An 18,581-nucleotide genomic window follows, 5' to 3' on the forward strand; every position below is an offset into this window, starting at 1 on the left:
CCTTTCACAAATTACTATTTCAATTTAATCTTTACTACCGCGTTCATACCTAATGTAAGAGGAAGATTTTCATCATTTTCTATTGAAACCTTCACAGGTACAAGTTGTGTAACTTTTGTATAAGTACCGCTGGTAGAAAAACTTGAAGTACCTGAAAAATAAGTTTGTGTGGTATTATCTATTTCAGTAACTTTCCCTTTGAATTTTTTACTTGGATATGCATCTAATGTTATTTTAACATCTTGTCCAACTGAAATTTTTCTTATATCAGTTTCTTCGATATTTACTCCAATGTACATATTATTTGTATCTGCAACAATTGCAAGAGCAGAAGCAGCACTTACACTTTCGTTTTCTACAACATCATTTTTTATTATTGTTCCATCAATTGGAGATGTTATATAAGGAAGTATTTCTTGACGTCCAAGTACCTGATCTTTTTTAACTATATCTCCAACATCAACATTCCATTCAAGGATTTTTCCATTAGTCACAGGAGCTATTGTATACATCTTTGAAGTGATTTTAGCATTATCAGTTTTAAAATATAAAGCATTAGTACTATAGAAATAATATCCTATGCTACAACCTATTATTACTAGTACTATTAATGCAGGGTAAATGATTTTCTTTGATATTTTCATATTATGTTCCTCCATATTAAATTAGATTATTCCTCGCCTTCATCAAATTGACTATTATATAAACCAGCATAAAATCCGTTAGCTTTTAATAATTCATTATGGCTACCTTGTTCGATAATATCCCCATCCTTCATAACAAGGATAATATCAGCATCTCGTATTGTTGATAATCTATGGGCAATTATAAAGCTTGTTCTTTCTTTCATAAGATTATCCATTGCTTTTTGAATTAAAACTTCAGTTCTTGTATCAACAGAACTTGTTGCTTCATCAAGTATTAATATTTTAGGATCTGATAAAATAGTACGTGCTATTGTTAAAAGCTGTTTTTGTCCTTGCGATATATTACTTGCTTCTTCATTTAGGATTAAATTATACCCATGTGGAAGGGCCCTTATAAATTCATCACAATGAGCAGCCTTTGCTGCATTTATGACATCTTCATCAGTTTTATCAAAGTTTCCATACTTGATATTATCCAAAATACTTGCATTATAAAGCCATGTATCTTGCAGAACCATACCAAACATGCTTCTAAGGTCATGACGTGTATAATTCTTTAGGTCATGTCCATCAATTAAAATTTGTCCGGAATTTATATCATAGAACCTCATAAGAAGTTTTATAATAGTGGATTTACCAGCACCAGTAGGTCCAACAATTGCAATTCTTTGTCCAGACTTTATTGAAGATGAAAAATTGTTAACAATAATTTTATCTTCAGTGTATCCAAATCTAACATTTTTAAATTCAACATTACCAATTACATTATCAACTTTAACTGGTGTAGAAGTATCGGGAATTTCTTCCTCTTCATTTAAAAATTCAAATACTCTTTCTGCAGCAGCAGCAGTAGATTGAAGAGTATTAGATATATTGGCAAGCTGTGCTATTGGTTGAGTAAAAGAACGAACATATTGGATAAATGATTGTATATCACCAACCTCAATGGTTTTCTTTACAGCCAAGTAACCACCTAAAATACAAACAGCAACATACCCAAGGTTTCCTATAAAGGTCATTATGGGCATCATCATTCCTGATAGAAATTGTGATTTCCAAGCAGAAGTATAAAGGTCATCATTTATAGTAGTGAATTTTTCAATGGCTTCTTTCTCACCATTAAATACTTGAACAATATTATGACCAGAGTATATTTCTTCGATATGACCATTTAGTGATCCTAAAGATTTTTGTTGATCTTTAAAGTAACTCTGTGATTTTTTGACAACTAACATTATAAGAAGACCTGATAGTGGAATTACTAAAAAAGCAACAAATGTCATAAGAACACTGATTGAAAGCATCATAATAAGTACACCAATAACAGTTGCAGTTGATGTTATCATCTGTGATAAACTTTGATTTAGTGTCTGGCTTACAGTATCAACATCATTTGTTATTCTTGATAAGACCTCTCCGTGTGTTCTAGTATCAAAATATTTTAGAGGAAGCTTGTTCATCTTTTTTGAAATCTCTTTTCTAAGATTATATGTTACATTCATTGATACACCAGACATTATATATCCTTGAATGTATGCAAATAATGCTGATATTAAATAAAGTACAACTAATAATAAAATACAGTTTCTTATATAATCAAAGTCAGTAAGTAAATTAGTTCCTAAAAGATATGCCATCAAGCCTTCAAAAAGCTTTGTTGTTGCTTTACCTAAAATTTTAGGACCTACAATTGAAAATAAGGAAGAAAATGCAGCTAAAACAATAACAGCTATTATTTTTACCTTATATTCCGAAAGATAGCTTATTAAATCAAGCATTGTCTTTTTAAAATCTTTAGCTTTTTGTCCGCCTCCCATTTTTCCAGCCATGCCACCAGGGCCGCCCATGGAAGGACCATTTCTTTTTTCACTCATGCTAATTCCTCCTTACTAAGCTGTGATAAAGCTATTTCTTTATATACTTCACAACTTTGCATTAAACTTTCATGAGTTCCTTTTCCAACTATATAACCATTATCTAAAACAATTATCTGTTCAGCATTCATGATTGTACTTATTCTTTGAGCAACTAAAAGCATAGTGCTGCCACCTGTTTCTTCTTTAAGCGCTTTTCTAAGAGCAGCGTCTGTTTTAAAGTCTAATGCTGAAAAGCTATCATCAAAAATAGATATCTGTGGTTTTTTTAGTAAAGCTCTTGCAATAGATAGACGTTGTTTTTGACCACCTGAGACATTATTTCCGCCTTGTGCAATTCCAGTATCAAATTTTTCAGGTTTTGAATCTATAAATTCCATAGATTGTGCAATAGTTGCAGCTCTTAATATATCTTCTTCATTTGCGTTTTTATCAGCATAGGAAATGTTACTTTTTATTGTTCCTGAAAATAAAACACCTTTTTGAGGAACATAACCTATATTATTCCTAAGATCATGTAAATCTATATTTCTAATGTCTATTCCATCTAGTAATATTTCTCCAGAAGTAACATCATAGAATCTTGGAATTAAGTTAACTATGCTTGATTTTCCACTACCAGTGGAACCAATAAACGCAGTTGTTTCTCCTGGTCTTGCAGTAAAACTTATATTATGAAGTACGTCTTCATCACCACCAGGATATTTGAAAGAAACATTGTTAAATTCTATTAATCCGGTACATTTTTTTAGTTTAGATGCTATTTCATTATTTTTAATAGATGAAACAGCTTCAAGTACCTCGGCAATACGATCACCAGAAACTGATGCCCTTGGTATCATAATAAACATCATTGAAAGCATTAAAAATGCAAAAATTATTTGCATTACATACTGCATATATGCCATCATCTCACCAACATCCATTTTAAATGCTGATACCTGATTAGCACCAACCCAGACTATTAATACAGTAATTAGATTCATTATTAAGGTCATGAGTGGCATCATTGATACCATAACTCTATTAACAAATAAATTTGTATTTGTTAAATCTTTGTTTGCCTTATCAAATCTGTCTTCTTCAAAGTCTTGAGTATTAAATGCTCTTACAACTAAAATACCATCAAGATTTTCACGTACAACAAGATTTAGCTTGTCTATTAAGTTTTGTATTGCTTTGAATTTAGGCATTGCTATTGTGAAAACAGTAAATATCAAGCCTAATAGACATATGATAGCTAATGCAATTATCCAAGACATTGACTTACTGTTAGCAAGTGCATGTACAAAACCTCCAATTGCCATTATAGGGGCATAAAAAATCATCCTTATAATCATAACTATCAATGTTTGAATTTGTGTTATGTCATTTGTAGTTCTTGTTATAAGTGATGAAGTAGAAAATCTATCAAATTCTGCATTTGAGAAACTTTCGATGTTAGTAAATAAATCATTTCTTATTGTTCTGCACATTCCAGCAGCAACTCTAGATGCTAAAAAGCTAACAATAATAGTGAAAGATGCACTAAGTAGAGAAACACCAAGCATAGTAAAACCTGTTTTTATAATAAAACTCTTATCACCAACAGTTATGCCCTTGTTTATTATGTCAGACATATAATCTGGTAGTGAAAGGTCACAAATAGCTTGACCAAATAAAAGAATTATAGACGCAATAATTGATAGTATATAAGGCTCTGCATATTTAAGTAGTTTAACCATGTAGTAAAAATCACCTCGATTAACTAATATATGAAAATTATGATACCTCAGTATAATAAAAATGTAAATAGGTTATTAAAAAAATTATATACTGTTTACATAAATTATTGACTGAGTTATAAAATATTGCTACTATGGAATTATATGATGGGAGGAGAAATTAATGAGAAAGTATGAAAATTCAACGAAAAAAAAGATTAGAGAAGTGGCATTGAAGCTCATAGATGAAAAAGGTTATGAAAATGTTACTCTTAAAGAAATTTGTGAAGTTAGTGGAATTAATAAGCATACATTTTATTATTATTTCAAGTCTAAGGATGAACTTTTAAAAGGATATTATAAAATACCATGTGAGTTAACATCAATTGACTTAGCTGAAATAATGATTGCAGATTCTAATGTAGAAAAACTATGGCTTTTAAATAAAATTTTTGTTGATTTTGTACAGAATTCAGGGGTAAGTATAATAAAACAAATAGTAATAAAAAATCTAAATGATAATAACACTGGAACATTTAAATTTAATGATGAACATAAACAGCTTTTTAAAATTCAATTAGATATAATAAAAAAAGGTCAAAAAAGTGGAGAATTTTTAAATAAAACAAGACCAGAAGTTCTTTCAATATTAGTGATTCAACAATTACATGCAAATGCTTTAAGATGGTGTTTTAGAAATGGAACATTTGATTTTGAATATGTATCAAGATATTTGTTTGAAACAATTTTAGATGTCTCGGAAGAGCATAGAAAGTGTAAGGAAATAGATGAAGAGTTTTTGTTTGATATTTAATTTTTTATAGTTACAATATACAGGCAAATACAAATTGCTAAGAGCAGGTAAATATAAAGTTCTAAGATTTGAAAAGAAATTTTTCAAGATAAAAATTTATCAATTAATAAAATTAAAAGTGAAATTTATATTTTGAGCAAAATCAGAAATTATAAAAAATCTAATATAAAATTTTATACAAACGTTTTATACCTGCCTGAATTGAGTCAAGATCTGTATTTCCATAGCCAAAAATCAGTGAACTATGATAATTAAGCTTATTGTATATATCATTTTAATCATGAAGATAATGTTTACTTACAGGGGTTAACTGTAGGTCATTATCTTCTATTTTTTGCATTAAAATTTTATCAAAGTATATGTTATTGAAAGTTGCAATAAGGTGCATACCTGCATCTGCTCCTGAAATGGAAACTGAATCTCCAAAGAGATCTTTAAGACATTTGATTAAATGATTTCTTCTTTTTAAATAAATGTTTCTCATTTTTTTTAAGTGTAAGTCAAAAAAACCAAATTCAATGAATTTTGCCATGACAAGTTGATCAAGTATTGGAGAATGGATATCGGCTATATATTTAGCTTTTTCTATTTCACTGCATAAGACATCAGGTAATACCATATATCCCATTCGTAATGAAGGCATAAAAGTTTTTGAAAATGTTCATACATAAATAACATGTGCTGGGTCAAGATTTTGCATGGATTGTATTGGATTTCCATCAAAGCGGAATTCGCTGTCATAATCATCCTCAACTATATAACTATTGTGCTTTCTTGCATACTGAATCATTTCAATTCTACGTTTAATAGGAAGAATAACCTTATCTTGGAATTTTGATGATTTTGCAAAAATCAAATTTGAACTTTAGGGAAACAAATGATGATGATAAAGCAATTATAGTTATAGGAAGAGGAGCTTTAATTAATCTTTTCAATCCACAGCTTACATTGTTTTTCTTTGCATTTTTACCACAATATATCAGCAATAATATCCAAAACTATGTTAAAGAAAGTTTTCTGATTGGTATATTATTTATGATACTTACATTTTTAATTTTTTGCGGTTATGGAATTCTAGCAGGTTTAATGAAAAAATTTGCTACAAAATGACCTAAAAGACTCCAATACATTCAACAACTATTTGGAATTATATTCATTGTTTTTGCAATTAATCTTTATATGAGTTCATTATAAAAAGTATTGTTATATTTTTAGTTGGAGTTATTGCTGTGGTATAATTAACCTATAGAAACAGAAAGTGTATATAAAGATACGGCGAGAATTTATAAACTAATAGATAGTAGCTTAGGAGGAATAGAAATGCAATTTGAAGCCAAGGAAGTAGAATTAAAGGATGGGACAAGATGTGTTTTAAGAAGTCCAAATGAACAAGATGCAGAAAGCATGATTGAGTACTTGAAAATAACATCTGATGAAACACATTTTATGATTAGATATCCTGAAGAAATTACAATAACCATTGAGGAAGAGAAAAAGATTTTAAATGAGAATCTAAAAAGTGATAGATATATTATGATTGCAGCATTTTTAGATGGTGAACTTGCAGGTAATGCAAGCATCAGTTGTGTAGGAGATCATATTAAACTTAGGCATAGAGCAGTTTTTGGAATATCTATAAAAGAAAAATATTGGAATAACGGTATTGGAAATGTACTTCTTGAAGAAATAATTAAGCAGGCAAAACTAATAGGATATGAGCAGATTGAACTTGGTGTATTTAAGGATAATAAGAAGGGGCAAGCTCTATATAAAAAGCATGGATTTGAAGTTTGGGGATCCTCAAAGAATGCATATAAACTTAAAGATGGAACATATCGTGATGAAATTATAATGGGAAGAATGTTATTATAATTATAAATGGGGATGGAAAATAATGATTCAATCAATTGTGCATATTGCTTTAGTAGTAAGGGACTACGATGAAGCAATAGATTTTTATACTAAAAAACTACATTTTACATTAGTAGAAGATACATATCAGCCAGAACAGAATAAAAGATGGGTAGTTGTATCTCCACCAGGTTCTTTAGGAACAACAATATTGCTTGCAAGAGCCTCAAAACCAGAGCAAGAGTCTTTTATAGGAAATCAAGCAGGGGGAAGAGTTTTTCTTTTCCTTGGAACTGATGACTTTTGGCGTGATTATAATGAGATGAAAACTATAGGTATAGAGTTTGTTAGAGAGCCAAAAGAACAAGATTATGGAATAGTGGCAGTATTCAAGGATTTATACGGAAACCTTTGGGATTTAGTTGAATTTGATGAAAATCATCCTATGTTTAAAAGAGTTAAATATTAAAATAATAAAGCATGAGATCAGAATATGGTTACTGGTTTCATGCTTTATTTTTAGAGAAAAAGTTATGCTTCACATTCTAATTTTAACCTCTTATTACTATTAATAAACCTCTTGATTAAATTCTATTTATTTTAAAAAATTCCCAGATATAATGAGGATATAGAAAAAAAGAAGAGAGGTTAAATTTAAAATGAAATTATTTAATAGGAATTTTATTATGGTATTAATAGGACAGATTATCTCACTATTTGGTAATACAATATTACGTTTTGCATTACCATTGTATCTTTTAAACAAGACAGGATCTGCTTCATTGTTTGGAGTTGTATCAGCATGTGCATTTATTCCAATGATTCTTATAACACCAATAGGAGGAATTATTGCTGACAGAGTAAATAAGCGAAATATAATGGTCATCTTAGATTTTTTAACTGCAATTATAACATTAGCTGTAATGATTCTGCTTGGTAAAGTGAATTTAATAATACTATTATTGATTGCATTAATTTTACTATATGGAATACAAGGAGCATATCAGCCAGCAGTACAGGCAAGCGTACCGGTTCTTGTTCCTTCTGATGGATTAATGCAGGCTAATTCGCTTATCAATATTGTAAGTTCACTTTCAAGTTTAATAGGACCTGTTATTGGTGGAATGTTATTTGGATTTTTAGGAATTAAGCCTATTTTGATTGTTTCTGGAATATGTTTTTTAATAGCGGCAATAATGGAAATATTCATTATTATTCCAGTAACTAAAAAAGACAATGAAAGAGGAGTATTTAATATTATATTTTCAGATATGAAGGAAAGTTTTAACTTTATATTAAATGACAGACCTGAAATTTTAAAGGGATCTCTTATTATATCTGCATTTAATTTAGTATTATCTGCATGTGTTATGATAGGTCTTCCTATAATAATTACTCAGAAAATGGGATTTCAATTAGAAACAGCAAATAGATTATATGGTTATATTGAAGGAGCTATGGGAGCTGGAAGTCTTACTGGTGGAATAATTGGAGGAGTATTTGCAAAGAAAATAAAAATCAAGAACTGCAGTGTTTTGCTTGTTATCTGTAGTTTAAGTATTCTACCTATTGCATTAGTATTATCATTTAATCTACCAGTTATTACTTCTTATGTTATAATTATGATAAGTTCGTTTGTTATGATGATGTTAGCTACACTTTTCAGTATGCAGCTTATGTCATGCTTGCAGATGCTTACTCCAAATAAATTATTAGGAAAAGTTATTTCATGTGTAATGTGCATTTCAATGTGTGCAACTCCGGTTGGGCAGGCTTTTTATGGCATGATTTTTCAGAAATTTTCTAATATACCACAGACAGTATTTTTTGGGGCCCTAAGTATTGGTGTAATTATTGGAATATGTACTATAAAACTTTTTAGAAATCTTGAGGAGACAATGCATACAAATTATTCAGAAATTTAGGTGTATATATGAAAATAGAGATAGATATTGATGAGAATATAGAAGATTTAGAAGTTATTATAAAATGTGCAGTAATTAATGATAAAGTGCAGAAGCTTCAGAGGTATCTTTCAGATATCTCTCAAGACAAAAAGCAGGTTATTTTTTATCAAAAGGAAAAAGAATATTATTTTGATGTGAGCAGGATATTATTTTTTGAAACGTCTGAAAATGGAATTGACGCACATACAAAAGATGATATATTTAATGTACGATACAAATTGTATGAATTAGAAGAATTACTTCCAGCATACTTTATGAGAGTATCTAAATCTACAATTTTGAATACTCATGAGGTGTACAGTATAACTAAAAATATTACATCAGCAAGTAAAGTTGAATTTCATGGAACACATAAGAGAGTGTATGTATCACGAAATTATTATAAGACATTGAAATATATTTTGCAGGAACGCAAAAATTGATATGAAAGGATAATATTTATGGAAACAAAAACACATAGAATATTTGGAGGTATTACATTAATTATACTTGCTATTATTTTGATTATCAGCAAGCTTGGATATTTAAATGATTTTGGAATTTGGTCATTACTTTTTACTATATTTTTGATTTACGTAATTATTAAAAGCATTTACCCAATAAATTTTGGCGGTATATTATTTCCAATTGCTTTTTTATGTATAATTTATGACAAACAGCTTAATATAGAAGAACTTACACCATGGACAGTACTAATAGTTGCAGCACTTGGAAAAATAGGATTATCTATGATTTTTCATGGAAGAGAACGTTATAGCAGTCATAAGAAAATTGATAATTACAATTTTGATGTTATTGATAGTGAAGATGAAAGTAATGTTGTTCAGAAAACTTCATTTGGTGCAACAACAAAGTATATTAATTCGGAAAATTTTAAACAAGCTGATTTTGACTGTAATGTTGGAGCAATGGAGATTTATTTTGATAAAGCGAATGTTAAAGAAGGCAAAGCAATAGTAAGAATTAATGCATATTGTTCAGGAGTTAATTTATATGTGCCTAAAAAATGGAATGTTGAAAATCATCTTGAAGTTTTTCTTAGTGGTGTTGATCAAAAAAATGAAAATGAACCTGATGGTTTAACAACATTAGTTTTGATTGGAAATATCAAATTGAGTGCTGTAGAAATAATATTTGTATAATCCATATCATAATGAAGAATTATTCTTGGATGTTTACCTGGGATAGGAAGAGAAGTATGACTTGTTTAAATGAAACATTAATCACCGGTTAGGATTATGCAATGGAAAAATAGAAGGAAAAGGTATATGAAGCAAATATAAAGATAAGGTGACTATTTGCAAAAACAGTAAGGATGTTAGGAATTTGTATCATTAGAAATAATAAAATTATTCTTTTGATAAAATACAAAAAATGTGGTAAACTAATAATCTAAAAATAAATATGTGCGTATAATTGTTCAGCGTGAAATCAGTAAGTGTAATTACTGGTTTCACGCTTTATTTGTTTTATGCAGTGTTTATTAAAAAAATTATAAATGAAAGAGGAGAGGTAAATAAAGTATGGAATTTTACATGAAATTACCAAGAAACGGCAAGGAATTTGCTATATTTATAGGGGTTATATCTATATTATCAGTAAATATTATTGCACCATTAATCACTTGTTTTGAAACAGGATTTCATATGTATATATGGGCTGATGTATTAAAAGTGAGTCCATTTATCTGGCTTTCTGTAATTGCTGTTGTTTTAGCTACACATAAGCCGGCAGAATTATTAACAAACAAATTTGTAGAGAAAGAAGATAGTTTTTATGCACATATTATCATAAATACTTTATGGACAGTATTTTTGATGTCAATATTATTAACTGTAATAGGAACTTGGATTGGTACTAGAACATTGAGCATGGAGCCAATTTATACATTCTTTTATAAATGGCCTCGTAATTTCGCAATAGCTCTTGCAGTAGAGTTATGTATCGCACAGCCAATAGCCAGAACAGTTATGGTGAAAATCCATGAAGCTACAGATAAGAAATGTGGGGAATTCTATAAAGAATAAGATCAATTATCAGTGAGCCAGTTTTCCTTTGGCTTCGATCTCAATAGTATGCTATAATTTATTTGAAGTTGGAAAATAAAACCATAACAAATTTATTTATGTAATTTTGAATGACATATGTATAACGAAAATAGTAATTTACTATAACTATGGAGGTACTATGTGCTCAGAAGAAGAAATGTTTGATTTGATATTAAATACTGCAAGGGAAGATAAGAGGATTAGAGATGTTATTTTAAATGGCTCAAGAACAAACCCAAATGCAATAAAAGATATTTTTCAGGCTTAAAAACATATCCCTTTGGATGTGTAATAGATATTTGGAAATATGTTTTCATTATGTGTGACTTATTTAATGATACAGCAAAATGTGTATCTTCCAAAATGAATATTGAATACAGCAATATAGAAGCGGATAACAGTTTAAAGTTTTTAAAAGATGTGAGTTTGCTTTCAAGAGATGCAAAAGAGGTATATTAATTTATAACTATGACTTACAGTTGCCATAGTTATTTCGCTATATTTAAGAAAATAAGAAAGAGGATGTGAATTATATGAAGGATGTTTATGAAATATGCCCTGTTTTAGAAGATGACCAATATAGCTTAAGACTGGTAGAAGAAGGAGATGCAGATGATTTATTAAAAGTATACAGTGATAGAAATGCTGTTCAGTTCTTTAACAGCGATAATTGCAATGGAGATGATTTTTATTATGAAAGCCTTCAAAGAATGCAGGATGCAATTAAATTTTGGATCTTTGCATATGAAAGTAAAGGATTTGTAAGATGGTGCATTTGTGATAAAAAGAGAAATCAAGTAATTGGAACAATTGAATTATTCAATAGAAAATTAGATGATGATTTTAATGATTGTGGTCTTCTTAGATTGGATTTAAGAAGTGATTATGAGATACAAGAGTGTATTTTTAAGATATTAACCATTGTTATTCCAGCAGCCTTTCGTTTGTTTAATTGCAGTATGATTGCAACAAAAGCAATACCTGATGCAATAGAACGAATCAGTGTATTAAATAAACTGGGATTTGTTGAATCACAAAAGCAATTAATTGGACATGATGGAACAGCTTATAAGCATTATTGGGTGAAGCAAATGGAATAATGAGTATTAAAAGATATAGAAGAAGCTGTGGATAAATTTGCAAAGTTTTTAGGTAAAGTATGTTCACGAAGAAATAAGAAAATAATTTATAAACAAAGATATTACAAAAATTAAATTTTAATTGAAAGGTAAATTGTAATTTGTGGAGGAGATGAATATAATGCCAGTAAGTATAACAAAAAATAATATAGATAAAAGGACTATTTTAAAAATGGTTCAGAAAGCTTTTCTAACAGAAAAAGTTAAAGAGATTGTTGAACTAACAGAAGGATTCTTTAATGTTGCATTTAGAATTGGTTTAGAGGATAAAAATGTAATTCTTAAAATCGCACCTCCAGTAGATACAGAAATTATGACATATGAAAAGAATATTATGTACAGTGAAGTGGATGTAATGAAAATGATAGCGGAAAAAGCACCTGTTCCAGTGCCAAAAATTTTATTTTATGATAATAGTCATGATATTTGTGAAAGTGATTATTTCTTTATGAATATGTTACAAGGTAGCAGTTTTTCAAGTATTATGGACAATATGTCACAAGAAGAAAAAGATAAAATATATTTTGAAATGGGGAAATATACCCAAATAATAAATAGTATTCAAAATAATAAATTTGGTTATTACGGTCAAAAAGAAAAGCAAAATGAAAATTGGTATATAACATTTAAAGAAATGATAATGGATACATATTCTGATGCAAAGTATAAAGATATTATAATTCCCATTTCTCAAGAAGAAATATTAATATTATTAGAAAAGGATAAAAACATTTTTGAAAATGTTCATACACCTAAATTAGTTCATTGGGATATATGGGCAGGAAATGTATTTGTGAAAAACAACAGAATAGAAGGAATTATAGACTTTGAAAGATGTTTATGGGCAGATGAACTTATGGAAGTAGGGTTTAGAACATATGGTTATAAAAAGGCATTTTACAAAGGATATGGGATTGATAAATTAAGTGATGAAGAAAAACGAAGGGCAAAGTGGTATGATATATATTTGTTTTTAATTTCTTGCCTAGAATGTAGGTATCGAATGTATGATAATACAGATACTTATGTTTGGGGATGTGATATGCTTAATAAGAGTATAGTAGAACTTTTGAAATCAAATAAGTAAAATTAGCACTTCAACATATCTAGTATGACAATTCTAATTTGTTATTAGAATAGGAGATTGATATATGATCGAATATAAAAATGGAAACGAATATTGGAATGGTCATGAATGTGATGGAAATTTTATATTTCGTACTTTAGCAGATATGTTTCCAGGAGATTATGAAAAATACATGAAAGAATCATTGGAGTTTAAAAAGAATCATAATTAATTGACTTTGACGCGATGTCGTCCTTTATAATCAATTTCAGAAAGGAGATGAGGGGATGGAGCTTACAACAATAAGTCAGGTTTCAAAAGAATATAATGTTAGCACAAGAACTTTGAGGTATTATGAAAAGATTGGTTTACTAAATAGCTGCAAGAAAGAGGATTATGCTTATCGTACTTATGATGATGAAGCAATTAGACGTCTGCAGCAGATAATTATTCTTAGAAAACTTAGAATACCATTAAAACAGATTGCTTTTATTTTTGAGAATAATGATTTATCACAAAGGCTTAAGATATTTCAGAAAAATATAAAAGAACTTGAAGAAGAAATATCGGCTAGGAGTACTGTTCGTAACGTATTAAAAGAATTTGTGGACAAGTTGAGTGAACATATTAGACTTAAAAGCAATTTTGATCTACTTAATGATAAAGAAATTTTGACACTTGTTGAATCCTTGAGCCTTTCAAAAATTAATTTAAAGGAGAAGAAGTCTATGGAAGAAATAAACAATGCAAACAACACAATTGATAAAATGAAAGATGTGAGGATAATATATATTCCTCCAATGACCATTGCTTCAAGTCATTTTATAGGACCAAATCCTGAAGATGTTGCACAAAAACAAATTGATGAATTTATAAGAGCAGTCAGATTAAATGAAATAAAGCCTGATTTTAGAGTGTTTGGTTTTAATAATCCATCACCTAATGAAGATCAAGAGTATTATGGGTATGAATTTTGGGTTACAATTCCGGAAAACATGAATGTACCAGAACCACTTACAAAAAAGAACTTTGATGGTGGATTATATGCTGCGCACTGCATTAAGATGGGGGATTTTCATGAGTGGCAGCAGTTCTTTGAATGGGCAAAAAATAATCCAGAATATGATATTGATTACCGGGAGCCTTACGGGATGGGTGGATGTCTTGAAGAACATTTGAATGCTTTCACTTACTATACTTCTAAAGAAAAGCAGTTTATACAACTAGATTTGCTTATACCAATAAAGAAAAAATCATAATTATAGACACAATTGGTGGTATGCCCTAAATATTAAGTTTTTAAATTCTTTGAATAATATAAAATAAATATATGAACTTATCTCAATTTTAATTTTGAAGATGCAAAAAAATTATATTAATTTTATGTGATAATAACAAATTGAAAGTGAGGAGAAAAAATGAAAACAATAATTATGTATTATACATTAGGTGGAACATCAAAAAAAGAAGCAGAACGTATAGCAAGTGAAAATGAGAATGTAGTTATTTGTGAGGTACAGCAAAAGAAAAAATATAATATTTTTACAGCATTTATTTTAGGATGCCCAAAGGCAATGAAGAGACAAGTGGTAGAAATAAAAGATGTACAATATGATTTATCAGATTTTGATCGAATCATATTTGTGGCTCCAATATGGGCTGGATTTCCAGTTCCTGCATTTAATGCAATGGTTAATTTATTGCCAGCAGGAAAAGAGGTTGAAATTTTTATGTGTTCAGGAGGTGGAGAAGCTCCAAAGAGTGAAGAAGGCACTAAAAAAATGATTCAAGATAAAAACTGCAAATTGATAGCTTATCATAATATTAAAGTTTCTAAATAGTATAAGAGAAAGTAGCAATCAAGCTATCAAAAAACACGTTTGAGGAAGAAATGAGAAAGTATGTATTAATAAGGAAATAATAGAACTATTTTCAAATTATATAATAGAATTTGAAAACAGTTCTATTGTATTATTTACCCCATGTAACTACTTCATTAAATCCAATGCTATGTCTACATTAAAATATTATTAGCTATATTGACATAAAATATAATCTATATAGAATAGTATTATGAAGCAGGGGAAGAAGAGAGGATTATATAAAAGTAAGGCAATGGACACTTTTTGCTAGAAATGAAAATGCTATAGAAGAGTTTAAAGAATATATAAAAAAGAATTATAAAGTACATATTTAAGAAATTATAAGTTATTTTGGAGGATAGACATGGATAAGTTTTTAATTAAAAATACAACAAGAGCAGAAAGAGAAAAGATTGTAAGGGATTCATTAGGATATAGTGATATTTGTTGTGAAGATACTTCAGACGGATATGATATGTATCAGCCATATATTGATGGAGAAAAAGAAATTTCAGAAATAACTGCATCATATAAAGCAAATTATGTATCTGAATCTTTAAACGATTTTGGAAATGGAAGATGTCGTGTAAAGTAATTTAATATATCTAAAAAATTCTCCATTTTGGGGAATTTTTTTAGATATATCATAAGTATGAAGAAGAGTTAGAAATTATAAAGAAATAAAAATATAGTCGTAAATGTAGGTTTTAAATAAAGTTTGAACAAAATAGTGCCTATAAATGGCTAAAAGCCATAAGATTTCCTACACTGATAATTATCATCTATCAATTGGTTAAAGCAACATAATAATTAAAATATAAACCTATAATTACAAAAAAGATAATAAAATATACAATAAATTAAAGTAATGGTATAATATAGATGTGATTTATAATTTAGGAGGAAACATTATTGTCTAGTATTGTATTTATTCTTATAATAGCTATACTAATTTACCTATATGGTATATTGGCATATTTCTCTCTTTTACTAAAAAAAGATACTTTACTAACTAAAAGTTTTAATAAAAAAAATATTGAAAATCACAATCATACAACCTTGCTAGCTATTTATGGATTATTTTATTCAACATTTTCCTTTGTCACAGTGGGCTATGCAATTATTCTGATGATTAATAATCACTCTTTTAATCAATTATTAAAGAATATGGTAATCTTAATGACTGTTTTTTCAAGTATATATGGTTTTTTAATTGCTATAATAAAAAAGAGGAAAATATAAATTTTCCTCTCAGACTGTTGACAACTAACTTCAAAATGAAGTTAGTTGTTTATTTTTATGTTAAAATATGATAGTAAAAGTAAGGTGGTGTTTCATTATGATGGGAATTAAAAAGAAAGCAGATAGAACACAAATTGAAATGTTAAGTTTAGATGATCTTGTTCCTAAAAATCATTTAGTTAGAAAAATAGATGCAACAATAGATTTAAGTTTTATTTACGATGAAGTAAAAGATCTATACAAGCCTTACGGGCGCGAAAGCATTGATCCAGTAGTTTTAATAAAAATAGTAATGATTCAATATCTTTTTGGTATCCGTTCAATGAGACAAACACTTAAAGAAATTGAGGTTAATTTTGCATATCGTTGGTATTTGGGATATAACATGCATGAACAATTACCTCATTTCTCAACATTTAGTAAAAACTATTCAAGAAGATTTAAAGATTCCGATTTATTTGAAACTATCTTTGCAAGAATATTGTGCGAAGTTAATAAATACGGTTTTATTGATGATGAGAATATCTTTATAGATGGAACACATATAAAAGCTAATGCTAATACTCATAAATATAGAAATGAAGTTATTGAAGAATCTGCAAGAGTATATGAAAAATCATTGAAAGAAGAAATTAATAAAGACAGAGAATTACATAATAAAAAACCACTTAAAGAAAAAGAAACTTCAGAAGAATTAAAAAAAACATTAAAGTAAGCACTACCGATCCTGAAAGTGGATTATTTCATAAAGGTGAACATAAAAAAGTATTTGCATATACTGCTAACACAGCTTGCGATAAGAATAACTATATTTTAGGCTTTGAATTGACACCTGGGAATGTCCATGATTCAGTTTCATTTTGGGGAATATATGAAAAAGTTAAGAAAGAACATAGCAATGTGAATGGTATTGTTGTAGATTCGGGATATAAAATCCCTGCGATTGCGAAGCAAATAATTGATGATGGAAAGACACCAATAATGCCTTATAAACGCCCTATGACTAAACAAGGATTCTTCAAAAAATATGACTATGCTTATGATGAATACTATGATTGTTACATTTGCCCTAATAACCAAATATTAAAATATTCTACAACTAATAGAGACGGTTATAAAGAATATAAAAGTAACAAAAAGACTTGCGCTAATTGTCCATTTCTTAATCAATGTACTCAAAGTAAAAATCATGTAAAAGTAATATGCAGGCATGTTTGGGAAGAATACATGGAGCAAGTAGAAGATATAAGACATATAAAAGGTATGAAAGAAATCTATATGTTACGAAGTCAAACAATTGAACGTGTATTTGCGGATGCAAAAGAAAAGCATGGTATGAGATATACACAATATCGTGGAATAAAAAAGGTTAAGATGGAGCTTAACCTCTTATTTGCATGCATGAATTTAAAAAAATTAGCCACATGGGTGGATCGAAATGGATTATTGCCTACCGGTTCGGACAATTTATTGGCTAATTTAATGAAAAATATAGAAAAAATTCTATTAATAATAGCAAAAGGGGTAAATGCAAATTTCATTTACCCTCTTTTGTCTACAAACTGAGAGGAAAATATAAATTTTCCTCTTTAAAATTAATAAATAGAACAAACTGTTTTATAAGCTTTATAAGTTGGATATCCTGATGCTCCACCTGAACCTGTTCCATAGCCAGTGAATTTACAATAAGTAATAGTCATCAATCCATTCTTTTTTTGAGTTTGTATACTTTTTAATAGTGATTGTATTTGTATTTTTTGGTTTTCTAAAAAACCTAAAATAATTGGAGTTGTGAAGCCTGCTGCCAAAGCACCTGCTGATCCGCCCATAACAGTTGCTGCTGCACCTACAATAGTTCCAGATACAGAAGCTAAGATTGCATTTATAATATCATAATCAGTAACATTACTATTGACAAAGCTTTGAGCCTTTCCTGTCTTTTTTACAATTTTGTCTAAATCTGAAATTGAGAAACTTTTTGTGACTAATTTATCATTCATGATTAAATCTCCTTTTATTATTTATTTTTTGATCGCAATCATATATTAAAAGATAAATTTAATATATTTTGTAAACCTTATATAAAATTAAATTTTTAATTTGGTGATAATTCTATGGGGGCAGGTAGAAAAGTTATAATTAAGAATGATCTTGTAAAATTATACGAAAATATATATGATAGGCAGATATCAAAATGGATAAAAGATAAAATAAAGCATGTTTTAAAAAAATAATGATATTATATTTAGAATATATGTTATAATGTAAATGATTTTACTTATTATTTATTAGTAATTAGAGTTATAGTAAGTGAAACGTTAAATATAGAATTATTATAGGTGAATTTTATAATACTAATGATTAGGAG

22 protein-coding genes and 1 pseudogene are annotated in these 18,581 nt (G+C 28.5%); 18 read left to right on the forward strand and 5 right to left on the reverse strand.

Translation table 11 applies throughout. The features are described from left to right. Positions 1-14: 14 nt before the first annotated feature. Genes CNEONATNEC86_RS06760 through CNEONATNEC86_RS06770 form a run of 3 tightly spaced genes read right to left on the reverse strand, consistent with a single transcriptional unit; the run spans position 15 to position 4,245 of the window. Entirely contained in the window at positions 15-644 is a 630-nt protein-coding gene (locus CNEONATNEC86_RS06760) for an HlyD family secretion protein (RefSeq protein WP_159135738.1), read from the reverse strand. 26 nt (positions 645-670) lie between these two features. Then, positions 671-2,521, reverse strand: a complete 1,851-nt coding sequence (locus CNEONATNEC86_RS06765) for an ABC transporter ATP-binding protein (RefSeq protein ID WP_159135739.1) — start codon at positions 2,519-2,521, stop codon at positions 671-673. Further along, positions 2,518-4,245 (reverse strand): ABC transporter ATP-binding protein, encoded by a 1,728-nt coding sequence (locus tag CNEONATNEC86_RS06770; protein WP_058294504.1) that lies wholly within the window; start codon positions 4,243-4,245, stop codon positions 2,518-2,520. Before CNEONATNEC86_RS06770 ends, CNEONATNEC86_RS06765 begins: the two co-directional genes overlap by 4 nt. Positions 4,246-4,408: 163 nt before the next feature. On the opposite strand from CNEONATNEC86_RS06770, the gene CNEONATNEC86_RS06775 reads away from it, so the two are divergent. Further along, positions 4,409-5,038, forward strand: coding sequence for a TetR/AcrR family transcriptional regulator (locus CNEONATNEC86_RS06775; RefSeq protein ID WP_159115919.1), 630 nt, complete (start codon positions 4,409-4,411; stop codon positions 5,036-5,038). A 274-nt stretch (positions 5,039-5,312) separates the two neighbouring features. On the opposite strand, the gene CNEONATNEC86_RS21205 is transcribed toward CNEONATNEC86_RS06775, so the two are convergent. After that, complete coding sequence (locus CNEONATNEC86_RS21205) at positions 5,313-5,657, reverse strand: aminotransferase-like domain-containing protein (protein ID WP_200848179.1); 345 nt, start codon at positions 5,655-5,657, stop codon at positions 5,313-5,315. A gap of 224 nt (positions 5,658-5,881) precedes the next feature. Between CNEONATNEC86_RS21205 and CNEONATNEC86_RS06785 the strand changes: the two genes are divergently transcribed. The 17 genes and pseudogenes from CNEONATNEC86_RS06785 to CNEONATNEC86_RS06865 all read left to right on the forward strand — a co-directional run bounded on the left by CNEONATNEC86_RS06785 (position 5,882) and on the right by CNEONATNEC86_RS06865 (position 17,779). After that, positions 5,882-6,148 carry a LysE family transporter gene (locus tag CNEONATNEC86_RS06785; RefSeq protein WP_159115920.1) on the forward strand — a complete coding sequence of 89 codons (267 nt, stop codon included), beginning with the start codon at positions 5,882-5,884 and terminating at the stop codon, positions 6,146-6,148. A gap of 210 nt (positions 6,149-6,358) precedes the next feature. Next, positions 6,359-6,910 (forward strand): GNAT family N-acetyltransferase, encoded by a 552-nt coding sequence (locus tag CNEONATNEC86_RS06790; protein ID WP_159135740.1) that lies wholly within the window; start codon positions 6,359-6,361, stop codon positions 6,908-6,910. Between the two features lie 22 nt (positions 6,911-6,932). Then, on the forward strand, positions 6,933-7,358 hold the full coding sequence (locus tag CNEONATNEC86_RS06795; protein ID WP_159135741.1) for a VOC family protein: 426 nt from the start codon (positions 6,933-6,935) through the stop codon (positions 7,356-7,358). 190 nt (positions 7,359-7,548) lie between these two features. Beyond that, positions 7,549-8,814, forward strand: a complete 1,266-nt coding sequence (locus CNEONATNEC86_RS06800) for an MFS transporter (protein WP_159135742.1) — start codon at positions 7,549-7,551, stop codon at positions 8,812-8,814. Positions 8,815-8,822: 8 nt separating this feature from the next. Further along, positions 8,823-9,278: a LytTR family DNA-binding domain-containing protein gene (locus CNEONATNEC86_RS06805; RefSeq protein ID WP_125149111.1), complete on the forward strand. Its 456-nt coding sequence runs from the start codon at positions 8,823-8,825 to the stop codon at positions 9,276-9,278. A gap of 18 nt (positions 9,279-9,296) precedes the next feature. Continuing rightward, the gene (locus CNEONATNEC86_RS06810) at positions 9,297-9,998 is read left to right on the forward strand and encodes a LiaF transmembrane domain-containing protein (protein ID WP_159135743.1); all 702 of its coding nucleotides are present in this window, start codon (positions 9,297-9,299) and stop codon (positions 9,996-9,998) included. Between the two features lie 381 nt (positions 9,999-10,379). After that, the gene (locus tag CNEONATNEC86_RS06815; protein WP_159135744.1) at positions 10,380-10,883 is read left to right on the forward strand and encodes a DUF2798 domain-containing protein; all 504 of its coding nucleotides are present in this window, start codon (positions 10,380-10,382) and stop codon (positions 10,881-10,883) included. 160 nt (positions 10,884-11,043) lie between these two features. Further along, positions 11,044-11,172, forward strand: a complete 129-nt coding sequence (locus CNEONATNEC86_RS06820; protein WP_125149108.1) for an aminoglycoside 6-adenylyltransferase — start codon at positions 11,044-11,046, stop codon at positions 11,170-11,172. A gap of 50 nt (positions 11,173-11,222) precedes the next feature. Further along, the gene (locus CNEONATNEC86_RS06825; protein ID WP_230132182.1) at positions 11,223-11,363 is read left to right on the forward strand and encodes an aminoglycoside 6-adenylyltransferase; all 141 of its coding nucleotides are present in this window, start codon (positions 11,223-11,225) and stop codon (positions 11,361-11,363) included. A 74-nt stretch (positions 11,364-11,437) separates the two neighbouring features. After that, on the forward strand, positions 11,438-12,004 hold the full coding sequence (locus CNEONATNEC86_RS06830) for a GNAT family N-acetyltransferase (protein ID WP_125149106.1): 567 nt from the start codon (positions 11,438-11,440) through the stop codon (positions 12,002-12,004). 160 nt (positions 12,005-12,164) lie between these two features. Next, positions 12,165-13,130: a phosphotransferase family protein gene (locus tag CNEONATNEC86_RS06835; protein WP_159135745.1), complete on the forward strand. Its 966-nt coding sequence runs from the start codon at positions 12,165-12,167 to the stop codon at positions 13,128-13,130. A gap of 64 nt (positions 13,131-13,194) precedes the next feature. Then, positions 13,195-13,341 (forward strand): hypothetical protein, encoded by a 147-nt coding sequence (locus CNEONATNEC86_RS06840; RefSeq protein ID WP_157065767.1) that lies wholly within the window; start codon positions 13,195-13,197, stop codon positions 13,339-13,341. 55 nt (positions 13,342-13,396) lie between these two features. Continuing rightward, a complete protein-coding gene (locus CNEONATNEC86_RS06845; RefSeq protein WP_159135746.1) occupies positions 13,397-14,368 on the forward strand; it encodes a MerR family transcriptional regulator in 972 nt (323 codons plus the stop codon). Positions 14,369-14,527: 159 nt separating this feature from the next. Further along, positions 14,528-14,950, forward strand: coding sequence for a flavodoxin family protein (locus CNEONATNEC86_RS06850; protein WP_058294521.1), 423 nt, complete (start codon positions 14,528-14,530; stop codon positions 14,948-14,950). Between the two features lie 385 nt (positions 14,951-15,335). Beyond that, the gene (locus CNEONATNEC86_RS06855) at positions 15,336-15,566 is read left to right on the forward strand and encodes a hypothetical protein (RefSeq protein WP_058294522.1); all 231 of its coding nucleotides are present in this window, start codon (positions 15,336-15,338) and stop codon (positions 15,564-15,566) included. Between the two features lie 317 nt (positions 15,567-15,883). After that, on the forward strand, positions 15,884-16,213 hold the full coding sequence (locus CNEONATNEC86_RS06860) for a hypothetical protein (RefSeq protein ID WP_125149101.1): 330 nt from the start codon (positions 15,884-15,886) through the stop codon (positions 16,211-16,213). 97 nt (positions 16,214-16,310) lie between these two features. Further along, positions 16,311-17,779: pseudogene (locus CNEONATNEC86_RS06865) on the forward strand (IS1182 family transposase). Between the two features lie 29 nt (positions 17,780-17,808). Here CNEONATNEC86_RS06865 and CNEONATNEC86_RS06870 read toward each other — a convergent pair. Next, positions 17,809-18,213, reverse strand: coding sequence for a hypothetical protein (locus CNEONATNEC86_RS06870; RefSeq protein ID WP_125149099.1), 405 nt, complete (start codon positions 18,211-18,213; stop codon positions 17,809-17,811). Between the last annotated feature and the right edge of the window lie 368 nt (positions 18,214-18,581).

It is taken from the genome of Clostridium neonatale (genome assembly GCF_900465025.1).
Taxonomy (GTDB): Bacteria; Bacillota; Clostridia; order Clostridiales; family Clostridiaceae; genus Clostridium; species Clostridium neonatale.